The organism is Halobaculum litoreum (assembly GCF_030127125.1).
Taxonomy (GTDB): Archaea; Halobacteriota; Halobacteria; order Halobacteriales; family Haloferacaceae; genus Halobaculum; species Halobaculum litoreum.
Window position 1 is genome coordinate 1,869,101 of the sequence record NZ_CP126156.1, and the last position, 13,663, is coordinate 1,882,763.

Annotated in this window: 10 protein-coding genes and 2 pseudogenes; 8 read left to right on the forward strand and 4 right to left on the reverse strand. The window is 74.2% G+C overall.

Going from position 1 to position 13,663, the window contains the following annotated elements:
- Nucleotides 1–62 precede the first annotated feature (62 nt).
- From P0R35_RS10240 to P0R35_RS10255, 4 genes and pseudogenes are all read right to left on the reverse strand, one after another.
- Complete coding sequence (locus tag P0R35_RS10240; RefSeq protein WP_284012387.1) at nucleotides 63–362, reverse strand: DUF8036 family membrane protein; 300 nt, start codon at nucleotides 360–362, stop codon at nucleotides 63–65.
- A gap of 7 nt (nucleotides 363–369) precedes the next feature.
- A complete protein-coding gene (locus P0R35_RS10245) occupies nucleotides 370–690 on the reverse strand; it encodes a winged helix-turn-helix domain-containing protein (protein ID WP_284012388.1) in 321 nt (106 codons plus the stop codon).
- A gap of 86 nt (nucleotides 691–776) precedes the next feature.
- A complete protein-coding gene (locus P0R35_RS10250; RefSeq protein ID WP_284014602.1) occupies nucleotides 777–1,922 on the reverse strand; it encodes a molybdopterin-dependent oxidoreductase in 1,146 nt (381 codons plus the stop codon).
- Between the two features lie 510 nt (nucleotides 1,923–2,432).
- Nucleotides 2,433–2,642, reverse strand: a pseudogene (locus tag P0R35_RS10255) (SipW-dependent-type signal peptide-containing protein); the annotation flags it as partial.
- A gap of 476 nt (nucleotides 2,643–3,118) precedes the next feature.
- Between P0R35_RS10255 and P0R35_RS10260 the strand changes: the two are divergent.
- From P0R35_RS10260 to P0R35_RS10290, 8 genes and pseudogenes are all read left to right on the forward strand, one after another.
- On the forward strand, nucleotides 3,119–4,096 hold the full coding sequence (locus P0R35_RS10260) for a hypothetical protein (RefSeq protein WP_284012389.1): 978 nt from the start codon (nucleotides 3,119–3,121) through the stop codon (nucleotides 4,094–4,096).
- A gap of 15 nt (nucleotides 4,097–4,111) precedes the next feature.
- Entirely contained in the window at nucleotides 4,112–5,458 is a 1,347-nt protein-coding gene (locus P0R35_RS10265) for a lipopolysaccharide biosynthesis protein (protein ID WP_284012390.1), read from the forward strand.
- Complete coding sequence (locus P0R35_RS10270) at nucleotides 5,448–6,422, forward strand: glycosyltransferase (RefSeq protein WP_284012391.1); 975 nt, start codon at nucleotides 5,448–5,450, stop codon at nucleotides 6,420–6,422. Before P0R35_RS10265 ends, P0R35_RS10270 begins: the two co-directional genes overlap by 11 nt.
- On the forward strand, nucleotides 6,419–7,498 hold the full coding sequence (locus P0R35_RS10275; RefSeq protein ID WP_284012392.1) for a glycosyltransferase: 1,080 nt from the start codon (nucleotides 6,419–6,421) through the stop codon (nucleotides 7,496–7,498). Before P0R35_RS10270 ends, P0R35_RS10275 begins: the two co-directional genes overlap by 4 nt.
- A 101-nt stretch (nucleotides 7,499–7,599) precedes the next feature.
- A pseudogene (locus P0R35_RS16685) lies at nucleotides 7,600–8,136 on the forward strand (alkaline phosphatase family protein); the annotation flags it as partial.
- Between the two features lie 86 nt (nucleotides 8,137–8,222).
- Nucleotides 8,223–8,912 carry an alkaline phosphatase family protein gene (locus P0R35_RS10280; protein ID WP_284012393.1) on the forward strand — a complete coding sequence of 230 codons (690 nt, stop codon included), beginning with the start codon at nucleotides 8,223–8,225 and terminating at the stop codon, nucleotides 8,910–8,912.
- Nucleotides 8,913–8,921: 9 nt separating this feature from the next.
- Nucleotides 8,922–11,708 carry a hypothetical protein gene (locus P0R35_RS10285; protein ID WP_284012394.1) on the forward strand — a complete coding sequence of 929 codons (2,787 nt, stop codon included), beginning with the start codon at nucleotides 8,922–8,924 and terminating at the stop codon, nucleotides 11,706–11,708.
- Complete coding sequence (locus P0R35_RS10290; protein WP_284012395.1) at nucleotides 11,705–13,588, forward strand: hypothetical protein; 1,884 nt, start codon at nucleotides 11,705–11,707, stop codon at nucleotides 13,586–13,588. Before P0R35_RS10285 ends, P0R35_RS10290 begins: the two co-directional genes overlap by 4 nt.
- Nucleotides 13,589–13,663 lie beyond the last annotated feature (75 nt).

Here is a 13,663-nt window from a genome sequence, read left to right on the forward strand (position 1 = left end):
GTCGTGTTGAGACGTCCGCGGGGGCGGCGGGGCGACGGGCCGGACCGCGCGCGCCGCCGCCGCTACCGCATCGAGACGACGGTGAGGAACACGAGCGCGACGAACTGGAGCGCGCGCATCGCCAGCACCGTCGACTGCGCCAGCGTCGATCCGGCGTACAACATCCCCATGTCGAAGAAGAAGAACACGGCGACGAGGTTCTCGACGAGCAGGACGAGCGCGAAGCCGATCAGCCCCAGCGTCAGCGGGGTCCGGAAGGTGCGGTAGTTGCGTCCCCAGACGGCGAGCAGCGCGAGCAGGAGCACGATGTTCAGCCCCGAGAGGGCGGTCGCGACGGTCAACAGGTCGGTCATCTGAGCCATGGTGTGGTCACTCGGTCGTGTCGGCGGTGTCGACGCCGTCGGTCGCGTCGCGCGGTTCCATGCGGTCGGTGATGCGCTCGAACGCCTCGCGGTGGCGCTCGAAGCGGTCGGTGAGGAAGTACAGTTTGCCGTAGTCGTCGCCGCCGGGCTCGACGACGTCGTGGTCGACGAGCATGTCGAGGTGGTGGCGCACGGTGTTGTAGTCGACGTCGAGTTCGGCCGCGAGGCGGTTGGCGTTGCGCGGCTGGTCGTCGAGCAGCCGCACGATCCGGGCACGGTTCGCGCCGCCGCGCGTGCCGGTCAACAGGTACCACAACGCCTTCTCCATCCTGAGTCCCGGTATGTCTCGGTGGCAGTAGGGTAAGTCGTTCGCCACGGCGACGAGCCCCGCCGGCGGCGGGCGGGCGGCGGCGCTCACCCGCGGACCGTCCGCGACACCCAGCCGGACGGGCCGTTGGGGAACGCGGAGCGCTCGTCGGCGGGCTGGAGCGTCCCGGTGCCGTCGGTCGCGCGCACCACCACCTCGTGTTCGGCCCCCGGCGAGTCGTAGCGGTGGACCCACTGGCGCCACACGTCGTCGCCGGGGAGCGGCTCGGAGAGCTCGGCGTCGGTCCACGTGTCGCCGCCGTCGACGGACACCTCGACGCGGTCGACGCCGCGGGTGCCGGCGTACGCGTGGCCGCCCACCTCGATCCGGCCGTCGCCGAGGCGGTTGACGGCGTGCAGTTTCGCGACCGTGTTCACGGGGCCGGTGCCGTGCCAGCCGCGCTCCTCCCAGTACCCCTCCATCTCCTCGTCGAGGATCTCGATCTCGGTGAGCCACTTCACGTTGATCTCGCCCCAGTGGCCGGGGATCAGGGCCCGGACGGGCGCGCCGTGGCCCCGCGGGAGGTCGGCGCCGTTCATCCCCCACGCGAGGAAGCCGTTGCGGAGGGCCGCGACCGAGAACTCCTCGTAGAAGCCGTCGGCCGCGCGCAGCATCACGTAGTCGCCCTGCAGGCCCGCGTCCTCGAGGATCCGCGTCAGCGGGGTGCCGGTCCACAGCGCGTTGTCCATCTTCATCCCGTTGAGCGACTCCCCGACACAGCGGAGCGTGTTGAAGCGGTGCTCGGCGGGCATCGACGTGACGTCCTCGTAGGAGTACTCGCCCGGGTTCTCGACGGCGCCGGTCACCGAGAGGGTCCACTCGTCGCGGTCGGGGTCGGGGTCGACCTGGTTGATGTCGACCTCGTAGAAGCGCTCGCTGACGAGCGGCTCGATCCCGTCGACGTCGAGCGAGCGGTCGCGGGCGGTCGCCAGCAGGCGCCCCACCTCGGAGTCGGCCGGCACCGAGGCGGTGCCGTCGCCGGCCGAGACGGTGCGCCGGGAGCCGAGCACGCCGCCGGCGAGCGCGAGGCCGACGGCCGCGGCGATGCTCCCGAGGGCGGTCCGTCGTCCGGCCGTCGTCGGCTCGCTCGTCCGGGCGGCGAGCGCGGCGACGCCCAGCGGGACCGCGGCGCCGACGGTCGCGCCGACGGCGGAGGCCGCGGCGCCGCCGAGCGCGAGCGCGAGGCCGAGCACCGCGAGCAACGACAGCGCCGTCCCCGCGAGCGCGGCGTCGCGCCCTCGGCGTCGCCGGCGGCCGCCGCCGCGCGACGGACGGCCCAGACGACGACCGCGAACAGGAGGGCGGTGAGGGCCAGCGCCAGCAGGAAGGCGATCCCGTCGCCGAGGCTCCCGAGCAACAGGATCGAGTAGCGGATCACCACGTCGGGGGTGACGGCGACGACGAGGCGCGCGACCGGCGCGGCGACGAACGCCGGGAGCCGGCCGACCGCCGCGAACGAGCCGGCGACCGCGCCGACGCCGGCCGCCAGCGCCAGCAGGAACGCCGGACCGTTCCGTCGGACGACCGCGGCCGCCCTCGCGGTGCGTGAGGTCTGGTCCATACCCTGTCGGACGGCGGACACGGGGATAGGCGTTGTTCGAGATCCGTCCGGAGTCCGTTCGAACTCCGTTCCAACTCCGTACAAAATCGGCGCAGTCGTGCGGTTTCCGTGCAGACCGGGTCGTCGCCGAGGCGGCTCAGTTGCCGAAGTCGTACGTCGTGAGCTGGCCGTCGACGCCGACGCGGAGGTCGAACTCGCCGGCCCGCAGGGAGTTGCCCGCGAACGACTCGGTGTCGCTGAAGTACGCCGTGGTGCCGACGCCCGCGCCCGCGGCGGCGAGGCCGACCGTGCCGATACCGAGGAGGACGCCCCGGCGCGAGACGCCCGTCGAACTGGTGTGTTGCTGACGCATTACGTCCGGCCGGGGGCGGGCAACCGTCCTATGTACGCTGGGGCTGTCGGGTCGCGAACGGGACGTTCCGGCGACACGACGGCGGGACGCGCGGCCGGCGGCCGCGACCGACGGCGCGGCAGGCACCGCCTACCGGGTCGCCGCCGCGTCCCGATTTCGCCCTCCGAACGCGGATCCGTCGCGGGTCCCGACGGCGTCGCGGACGCGGGCTGTCGACACGGATCGGGCGTCGGTGTGACACCCTGCCTCGGGTGCTGGCGGCGGGCCGGCCGCGCCGCGCGCGACCGGAAGTGTCGGCGCGACCGACCGCTCAACGGAGCATAAATTCACGATCCGTGAGGGTAGCTATTCCGACACTAGCCGTGCAATTTAATTACCCCGTTTTCGTACGCCCACTCGCAAACGAGTATCGACAAATGGGGGGGAGTACGCAGCAACGCAGACAGCGTCTGCTAACGACGATCGTAGTATCGATATTGATAACGTCGCTGGTCGCCTTCGCGGGCACGTCCGGCGCGGTGACGACGACCGTGTCGGGGCCCGACGAGGTGACCCGCGGCGACGCGGCGACGTTCACGTCGACCGTCGACGTGCGCGACGACGAGCGCGTGGACGTCCGGCGGCTCACGCTGACCATCCGGACGACCGACTCGCCGGACGAGGCGGTCAGGGTGACCGTCGCCCCGAACGGGACCGTCCTCTCGGTGACGCCCTCCTCGGGCGTCGTCGGGCAAGGCGAGATCCGGATCGCCCAACTCAGGCGGTCGCTCGAGGTCGACGTCGCCGGCACCGACGGCACGTACGGCTACGGGTACGGCTACGTCGGCGGCGTCGACGAACGCGCCGGCGAGAACGGCTCCGACGCGGACGTGGGGTACGGCTACGGCTACGCCGACACCGCGATCACCGTGACGGCGTCGTTCGACTCGCAGGCCCTGAAACACGGCGATTACGAGGTGTTCCTCACGATCGACACGCCCGAGGGGGACGACCGGTTCCGGTCGAACGTCCAAGCGTTCACCGTCGACGTGCCCGGGAACGGCTCGCCGCCGGACCGCGGCGAGGGTCCCGACAACCGGCCCGACGACTCCGACGAGAACGACTCCGAGGAGGACGATTCCGACGAGAACGACTCCGACGAGGACGATTCCAACGAGGAGGACTCCGACGAGAACGACTCCGGCGAGGACGACTCCGACGAGAACGACTCCGACGAGGACGATTCCAACGAGGAGGACTCCGACGAGAACGACTCCGGCGAGGACGACTCCGACGAGAACGACTCCGACGAGCAGGAGGCGGACGAGGACGACGACCACCCGGGGGCCGGAAACGGTCCGCCGGACAACCGCGGTAACGGCAACGGCCCGCCGTCGCACGCCAACGGCAACGGCCCGCCGTCGCACGCCAACGGCAACGGCCCGCCAGAGGACGTACCGCGGGGCGGTCGCTGACACACGGGAGCCACCATGACCGACCAAAACACGCTCCCGTTCCAGCGACAGCTCCATCGACTCGGCCGGGCGGTCCGGGCCGTCGGCACCGACGACCTCGTCCACCACGGCGGGGTGATGGCCGCGGCGACCGTCGTCGCCGGCGGGTTCAACTACGGCTACCAGGTGTTCGTCGGCCGGTACCTCGGGGCGGAGGCGTACGGGGCGTTCGGCGCGCTGTTCGCGCTGTTCTACCTCCTGCACGTCGTCGGCCGGGGGGTCCGGTTCAGCGCCTCCCGGTTCGCCGCCGAGCTCGACGGCCCCGACGAGCGCGCCGCGTTCTACCGGGGGTTCCTGCTCCGGTCGACGGCGCTGGGCGTCGTCGGCACCGTCCTGCTCGTCGCCGCCAGCCCGGCCGTCGCCGGCTTCCTCGGCCTCGACTCGGCGGCGCCGGTGACGGTCGTCGCCGTCGCCATCGGCGTCGAACTCGTCCTCACCGCGAACCAGGGGACGATGCAGGGCCTCCAGCGGTTCGGCGCGCTCGGCGCGTTCAAGGTCGCGCAGGCGGCCGTGAAGCTCGCGCTCGGCGTCGCGCTCGTGCTCGCGGGGCTCCGCCTGTACGGCGCGTTCGCGGCCGTCGCGCTCGGCTCGGCGGTCGTCCTGCTGGCCTCGACGGGCTACCTGCTCCGGAGCCTCGGCCGACCGTCGGCCGCGGCCTCCCGGTTCCGCTACCGCCGGGCGTACCGCTACGTCGTGCCCGCCGCGATCGCGGGCTTCTGCCTGACGGTGCCGGCCAACGCCGACGTCGTCGTCGTGAAGCACTTCTTCCCGGCCGTCGACGCCGGCCACTACGCGGCCGCCTCGGTGCTCGGGAAGGTGCTGTTGTTCCTGCCGATGGGCATCTCGACGGCGCTGTTCCCGAAGGTGACGGCCGACCACGCCGCCGCCCGGAGCGACCGGCTCCACGCGCTGTTCGACCGCGCGCTGGCGTACGCCGCCCTCGTCGCGGCCGCCGGCGCGGCCGGCTTCTGGCTCCTCGCCGAGGACCTGCTCGCGCTCGCGTACGGCCCCGAGTACGTCGCCGCCGCGCCGCTCGTGCGCTGGTACGGGCTGGCGATCGCGGCGGTCGTGCTCGCGGTCGTCGTGCTCAACTTCGAGTTGGCGCGCGACCGCACCGGCTACGTCTACCTGTTCGCGCTCGGCTCCGTCGCCGAACTCGCCCTGATCTGGGCGCACCACGCCACGCTGATCCGGGTGGCACAGATCGTCCTCGTCGCCAACGCCGTCCTGTTCGCGGTCGGATTCGCGGCGGTGAAACTCGACCTGGATCTCGACCCGACCCGCCTCACGACCGCCCTCTCGACGTTCATCAATGACCGCTGACAGCCACACGACCGACCGATCCGCCGCCGAATCGCCCGCCGACCGCACCGCAGACCGCTCCGTCGTCCTCCCGGTGTACGACGAGCGCCCCGACGTGTGGACCGGCCTCGTCGAGCGGCTGCTGGCCGCCGGCTGGGACGAGGTCGTCGTCTGCCTCGACGCGCCCGACGACGACGCCCGCCGCGTCGCCGAGCGCGTCGCCCGCCACGACGGCGTCGCCCTCGCGTGCAGCGACGACCGCCGCGGCAAGGGCGGGGCGCTCCGCGCCGGCCTCGGGGTCGCGACCGGCGACGTGCTCGGCTTCGTCGACGCCGACGGCGCCGTCCCCGTCGAGGCGCTCGACCGACTGTACCGCACCGTCGAGTGGGGCACCGCCGCCGTCGCCGCCGGGTCCCGCGACGCCGGCGACGCCGGCCGCGAGGGGCAGTCGCTGCTCCGGCGGACGCTCGGACGGGGGTACCGCCTGCTCGCCCGCGGCGTCACCGGCGTCCCTGTCACCGACTTCCAGTGCGGGGCGAAGGCGTTCCGCCGCGAGGTGTGGGCCGCCGTCGGCGACGACCTCGCGGAGACGGGGTTCGCGTTCGACACGGAACTGCTCGCGCTGGCGCACCGCCGCGGCTTCGACATCCGCGAGGTGCCCATCGCGTGGGCCGACCCCGGCGACAGCGACGTCGACGTCGGCAGCGACGTGCCCGACCTGCTCCGGTCGCTGCTCCGCATCCGCGGCACGCTCCGCGAGACGCCGCGGGCCGTGCCCGACGGCGGCGCCGACGCGCCGGCGGCGGGCGACGAGCGCGAACCGGGGGCGACGGGGGACGCCGACGAGGCGGCCCGCGACGACGACCGCGGGGACGACCCGATGCACGTCGCGCTCGTCACCTCCCACCCGCCGAACCGCGGCCACCTCGCGGAGTACGGCGAGGAGCCGCGCGGGCGTACGCCGCGCGCGACGACACGGAGGTGACGGTGTTCGCGCGCCGCACCGACCGGGCACCCGACGTCGAGGACCGCGGCGACTACGAGGTCCGCCGCGTGTGGGCGCGCGACTCCGCCCGCTCGGCGTGGGCGCTCGTGAGCGAACTCCGGACCGGCGGGTACGACGCCGTCCAGTTCAACCTCCACATGACGTACTTCGGGACGACGAACGCCCACCGCTTCCTCGGGCTGGCGCTCCCGCCGCTGTGTCGCGCCCTGCTCGACGTGCCCGTCGTCACGACGCTGCACGACCTGCTGGAGATCGTCGAGGAGGACCACGTCGACGACACCGTCGGCACGCTCGAACGCCTCGGGGCGCGGGCGGCGACCCAGCTCGTGCTCCTGTCGGACGCGACGACCGTCACCGCCGCCGAGTACCGCGACATCGTCGCCGAGCGCTACCCCGTCGGCGACCCCGTCCACGTCCCGCACGGCACGTTCGTGCGCGCCGACGGCGGCGGGGCGCCGATGGAGGCGCCGCTGCGTCTGCTCGTGTTCGGCTTCCTCGGTCCGACGAAGGACATCGAGACGGCGGTGCGGGGGTTCGCCGCGGTCCGGGAGGCGGTGCCGGACGCCGAACTCGTGATCGCCGGCGGCTCCCACCCCGACTACCCCGGCCACCGGGAGGAGTTGGAGGCGCGCTTCGGCGACGAGCCGGGTGTCGCGTTCACCGGCTACGTCGAGGAGGACTCGATGGACGAGGTGTGGGGCGACGCCACCGCCGTCCTGATGCCGTACCACACCTGCACGGGCGTCAGCGGCGTGTTCCAGCTGGCGAAGTCGTACGGCAAGCCCGTCGTCGCCTTCGAGAACGACGGCATGCGCACCTCGACCGTCGAGACCGGCGGCGACGCCGCGTTCGTCGACCCCGGCTCGCCGGCCGCGCTCGCCGACGGCATCGTCGCCCTCTGGGAGGACCGCGACCGGCTGCGGGAGATCGCCGACGCGAACGCCGCCGCCGGCGACGCGGTGAGCATGACCGAGACGACCGACCGCATGGTCGAACTGCTCGCGGACCCGTCGACCGCGAGCGCGGCCGCGACCGAGTGGGGTGAGGGGGCGTGAGCCGGCCGGACGGGGCGGTCGACGACGACGGCTCGACGCTGGACGACGTCACCCGGAAGGTGGTCCAGCGGCTGCCCCACGGCGTCAAACGCCTGCTCGCGGTGCCGTACAACCGCGTCCAGCGGGTCCGGGCCGACCGCGCGTTCGCGCGCCGGGCCGCCGACCTGCCGTCGCTGCCGGCGGCGCCCGACGCGCCGCGCCACGTCGTCTGCGTCGTCGTCGACGCGCTCCGGGCGGACGCCGTCGACGCCGAGACGACGCCGTTCCTCGCCGAGCGCCGCGTCGACACCGCGGTCACGCCGTCGCCGTGGACGTTCCCCGCCGTCACCTCGCTGGCGACCGGGCGCTACCCCCACGAACACGGGTCGATGCGCCGGTCGGACGACGTCGACCGCGGCGCGACCGACCTCGTGATCCCGCCGACGCTGCCCGACGACGAGCGCACCGTGTTCGAGTCGTTCGCCGCCGCCGGCTACGACACCTACGGCGCGTTCGCGTTCCACATGCCGTTCTTCGCGCTCGGGGGGCGGTTCGTTACCCACCGCGTGTACGACGACGCGCCCGCGGACGACGTGCTCGGGGACTTCCTCGCGTGGTTCGACCGGCGGCGCGACGACCGCACCTGCTCGTACCTCCACCTCGGCGACCTCCACGAGCCGGTGGCGGCGCCGGCGCCGTACCGCGAGCGCTTCGACGTCGACGACTCCATCGACGGGCTCCGGCGGTGGCGCTTCCGCGACGACCCCCACCCCGGGGTCGAGGGCGGCGCTACCGCGACCACCGCCGCCGGCTGTACCGGGCGGCCGCCGCCCGCGTCGACGACCGGCTGGCGGTGCTGCGCGAGCGGCTCCCCGACGACGTGGCGCTGGTCGTCACCGGCGACCACGGCGAGGCGATGTGGGAGCGGGCGACGCTCGACCGGCGGACGTTCCGCGACTCCCGGCCGGCGTACGGCATCGACCACGGCGGCACGCCGTTCGAGGCGATCGCGCGCGTCCCGCTCGCCGTCGAGGGGGTCGACGTGCGCGCCGGCGGCACCCCGTCGCTGGTCGACGTGGCGCCGACGCTGCTGGACGCGCTCGGCCAGCCCGAGGCGCTGGCGACGACCGGCGCGTCGCTGTCGCGGGGCGTCCCCGCCGACCGCGTGCCGATCGTCGAGGCCGCCCGCTACGGCCACGAGAAGAAGGCCGCCTACCGCGACGGCTGGAAGCTGATCGTCTCCCGCGGCGACGACGCCGCGGTGGGGTTCCGGCTGCCGGAGACCCCGGGCGCGGCCGCGACCGAGGCGGAGCTCCCCGCCGACGTGGAGGCGGCCCTGTACGACGCGCTGCCCGCGTGGCCCGACGGGAGCGAGCCCGAGCGCCGGGTGTCGGGGATGGCCCAGCAACGACTGGAGGACCTCGGCTATGTGTGAGGTGCGCCGATGAGCGACTCGCAGGGCACCCGCTTCGGAGTCGACCTCTCGGGCGACGACCTCGCGCCCCACGCCGCCGGGGTGGGGCTGTTCGTGCTGGCGTACGCGCTCCTCCTGCGCGGGATCGAGGTGGGTCGGCTGTACGCGTTCGGCGACTTCGTCCCGTACTACGGCGCGCGGGCGTTCGCGAAGTTCCTCGGCACGTGGCACGAGGGCGGGCTGGGGTTCCCGTACGTGTACAACGTCATGCCCGCGTACCTCGGCGCGGTGACGGCGCTGGGCGGCGCGCTCGGGCAGAACCTGTTCTACCTGTCGCTGGTCCCCGCCGGCTTCGCGACGTTCTACGTGTTCGCCGGGCGGTTCCTCGACCGGCCGGTGCCGCGCTACCTCGCGGCCGGCGTGTACGCGATCAACCCCCTCACCGTCGGCGAGTTCGTCAACGGCGGCGTCTCGACGCTGATCGGCTTCGTCGGCTTCCCGCTGGTCGTCCACTACCTCTACCGGATCGACGAGACGGACGCGTGGCGCCCCGCCCTCCTCGTCGGCGTCGTGTTCGGCGCGACCGCCATCGTGCCGTGGCTCGTCTTCTGGATGATCGGCCCGTTCGCCGCCTACTTCGCGTACCGCTCGCGCGACGACCCGCGGAAGCTCGCGAAGTTCGTCGCCGGCGGCACGCTCGGCCTCGTCCTCTCGCTGCCGAACGTCCACCACATCCTCCAGCGCGCGGCGGGGTTCGGCGACGGCGACGGCGTGCTGTGGACCACCCTGCGGTGGAACTACGAGCAGGCGAGCCTCCTCGCGGTCGTCCGCCTCGCGGGCAACCACGGGATGCTCGCGATGAACGAGTTGGGGTACAACACCGACCCGACGATGGTGATCGGGCTGGTGCTCCCGGTCGTCGCGCTGTTCGCGGTCGGCCGCGAACGCCTCCGCCTCTACTACGCCATCGCGCTCGGCTGTGTCGCGTTCATGGTGGCGACGTGGCTGGGACTCACCGACCCGCTGTTCGAGACGGTGCCGCTGTTCTGGTCGGTGCGCAACCCCGCGAAGCTCCAGTACCCGTTGTTGCTGTCGCTGAGCCTGCTGTTCGGCGCCGGGCTGGAGACGGTGCTCCACGGCGCCCGCGGCGTCGGCGACCGACTCGACGCCGACGCCCACCGCTCGCGCGCGAGCGACGCCCGCGACCCGCTGGTCCGGGCGCTGCTCGTCTGTCTGGTCGTGCTCTCGCTGGTCGCGTACGCCGCCCCCGCGGCGGGCGCGTTCGGGCTGGAGGGCGTTCGCGGCGACGACTACGCCGTCCCCGAGGAGTACGGCGCCGTCGCCGAGGAACTGGACGGCCGCGCGCTGTGGGTGCCGTACGGCTACACCACCCAACTGCGCCTGCGCGACACGTACCCGAACCACGTCGGGATCAAGAGCGGCGGCGTCGTCCAGGGGATCCCGAACGTCGACTACGTCACCCGGCTGTTCGAGGACGTCGCCGCCGGCGAGCCGGTCCACGGCCGCCTGCGCGACCTCGGCGTCGAGTACGTCGTCGTCGAGTCGGACCCGCCCGACGACTACGGCGCGGGGCCGCCGCGCGTGCAGTCGAAGTGGGGGGCGCCGTGGCTGTTCGGCGACCCCGCGACGCTGAACGAACGGTTCGCGTCGTCGTCGGCGTACGAGCGCGCCTTCGAGGCGGACGGCGTCACCGTCTACCGGGTGACGGGCGTGCCCGACCGCGACCGCGTCGAGCAGGAGCGCGGCCTCCACGCGCTGGTGTACCCCGAGGAGACCGACACCGAGGTCGTCGGGGCGAACGTGCTGGCGAACCCGTCGTTCGACGACGGCACCGCCGGCTGGTGGACGCCGCCCAACGAGTCCGGGCGCACCACGACCCACGTCGAGACGGCCGACGGCGGCGCGGTCGAACTCCGCGTCGACGCCGACACCCAGCCGCTGCCCGTCGCGCAGGCGGCGGCGACGCGCGACGGCTACCCGTACCGCGTCGACGCCGACGCGACCGGCGACGGCGTCGCGACGCTGTACTGGTACGAGGGCGAGAAGTCGCCCGACTCGCTCGTCGCGCGCGAGGTCGTCCCCCTCTCGCGGTTCCCGCAGTCGGTGACCGCCCGGGGCGACACGCTGTCGATCCGGATCAAGCCGAACGCCTCGAGCGAGGTCGTCGTCCGCGAGGTGACCGTCGCCCGGAGCAGCCACCCCGCCGCCACCGGCTTCACCGCCAACGGCGACGGCGTCCCGGGCGTCGTCGTCGACGGGCGCGACGACCCGCCGGCGAACGCCACGGTCGTCGCCGTCAACCTCGACCGCGAGGCCGCGGCCGACGCCGGCGCCGACGTGCGCCTCGTCGACGCCGAGACGGTCCTCGACGGCGAGTTGGCGTTCGACGACACGTACCGGCAGGGCGCGGGCGTCCTGCTCGACGGCGGCGAGCGCCCCGACGCGGTGCCCGACGACGCCCGGCTCGTCACCCACGAGACGGCCGAGGGCACCGTCCTCGACTACTGGGTCGAGGGGTCGTTCTCCGACACGCCCGTGACGACGGTGCGGACCTCCTACGCGGCGGGGTGGACCGGCTCGGCCGACGCCGACCACTTCCGCGCGCAGGGGTGGGCCAACGGCTTCACCGACACCACCCCCGAGGAGGTGGCGTGGACCGGCGGCGGCCTCCGCGGCGTCGTCGTCCGGGTGTGGCTCCTCGCGTGGGCGCTCGCGCTCGCCGCGCTCGCGGGCCCGCCGGTCGTGCGGCGACTCCGGGAACGCTATCCCGACGGGGTGCCCACCGACCTGCCGTGAACGACCGCGGGGACGGGAGCGGCGACGGCCGCCGGCGCGAGGACCGCCTCGCGGCGGGCGCGTTCGCCGCGCTCGCGCTCGCGCTGTTCGTCCCGCCGTTGGGCCCCGGCGAGGGGTTCCTCCTCGCGCTCGACATGGTGTTCGCGCCGGACGCCTCCCACCTGCGGTTCGCGCTCGACGCGAAGGGGCCGCTGTACTACGGCCGGCTCCCCTTCGTCGCCATCCTCGACGCCGTCTCGCTCGTCGCGCCGGCGTGGGTCGTCCAGCGCGCGGTGCTGGTCGGCGTCGTCGCCGGCGCGGGGTACGCGGGGTACGCGGCCGCCGGCGCGGTGCTGCGGGCGACGATCGCCGCCGACGCTGCCGACGCTGCCGACACCGGCGACCCGTCGGGCCCGTTCGCGGCCCGACTGTTCGCGGGGGTGCTGTACGCCGTCAACCCCTTCCTGTACGTCCGCCTGCTCGCCGGGCAGTGGTACTTCGCGCTCGGCTACGCCGTGCTCCCGCTGGCGGTCGTCGCGTTCCGCGCGTACGCCGTCGGCGACCGCGACTCCCCGGTCCGGGCGCTCGGGTGGGTGACGCTCGTCGCCGTGTTCGACCCGCACGCGGCCGTCCTCGCGGCCGTGGCCGGCGGGCTGCTCGTCGCCTGCGAGGTCGGCCTCGCGGGCGCCGCGACCGACGCCGCCCGGCGGACGCTCCGACGGACGGCGCGCTTCTGCGCCCTCGCGGTCGGCGCGAACGCCTACTGGCTGCTCCCGGCGCTGGCGGCGGTGCTGGCGGGCGACTCGCAGCTGTCGACCGTCGACGGGGCGGACCTCGCCGCCTTCAGCCCCCGCGGGAGCGTGCTGGGCAACGTCCCCCTCTCGGCGGCGATGCTGTACGGCTTCTGGCGCGAGGGGTACGTCCTCCCGGTCGACGTGCTGCCGGTGTGGCTCGTCGTCGGCTGTTTCGTGCTCCTGCTGGCGCTGTCGGTATCCGGCGCCCTCGCGGCCGACGGGTCGCTCGCGCCGGGGCTCGCCCTCGTGGCCGCCGTCGGCGTGCTGCTGGGCGTCGGGGTCGCGGTGCCGGCGGTCGCCCCGCTGTACCGCGCGTTCGCCGCGACGCCCGTCGGCGCCGGGATGCGCGAGGCCGGGAAGTTCGTCGCCCTCGTGGCGCTCGCGCTGTCGCTGCTCGGGGCGGTCGGCGTCCGCCGGCTCCGCGCGGACCTGCGGGCGGCGGCCGCCGAGCGCTCGCTGTCGCCCGACCGCCGCCGGCTGCTCGCGGCCTGCTTCGTCGCCCTGCTGGTCGCGCTCCCCCTCGTGTACACGCTCCCGATGGCGGCCGGCTTCGGCGGAGCGTACGGGGCGACCGACTACCCCGACGACTGGCACGCCGTCGACGAGCGGCTCGCGGCCGACGACGGCGACTACCGGGTGTTGTACCTGCCGTGGCACCAGTACATGCGCTACGAGTGGGCCGGCGGCACCGTCGCCGCGCCCGCGCCCCTGTTCTTCGGCCCCGACACGGTCGCGAGCCGCGACCCCGACCTCGGCATCGGGAGTCAGGCGACCGACCCGACGCACCGCCGGCTCGACGCGCTGCTCGCGGAACCGCCCGGCGACGGCTTCGGCGCGGCGGTCGCGCCGCTGGGCGTGAAGTACGTCGTCGTGTCCAAGACCGCCGACTACGAGCGCTACGCCGGGCTCGACGGCGCGAGCGACCTCGCCGTCGTCCACCGGGGCGACGACCTCCTCGTGTACGAGAACCGCGCGTTCGACGGCGGCGACCCGGCCTCGTGGCCCGCGGACGGCCCCGCCGTCCCGTGGACCGGGCTCGCCGTCGGCGGGGCGGTGTCCGCGGCGACCGTCGTCGGGGGACGGCTGCGAGGGCGTGCGGCGCCGTGAGCCGGGACCGGACGGCGGCGAGCGGAACGCGACTCGTGCACACGTCCTTGCCGGCGGAGCGCGTCGGGAGGGCGG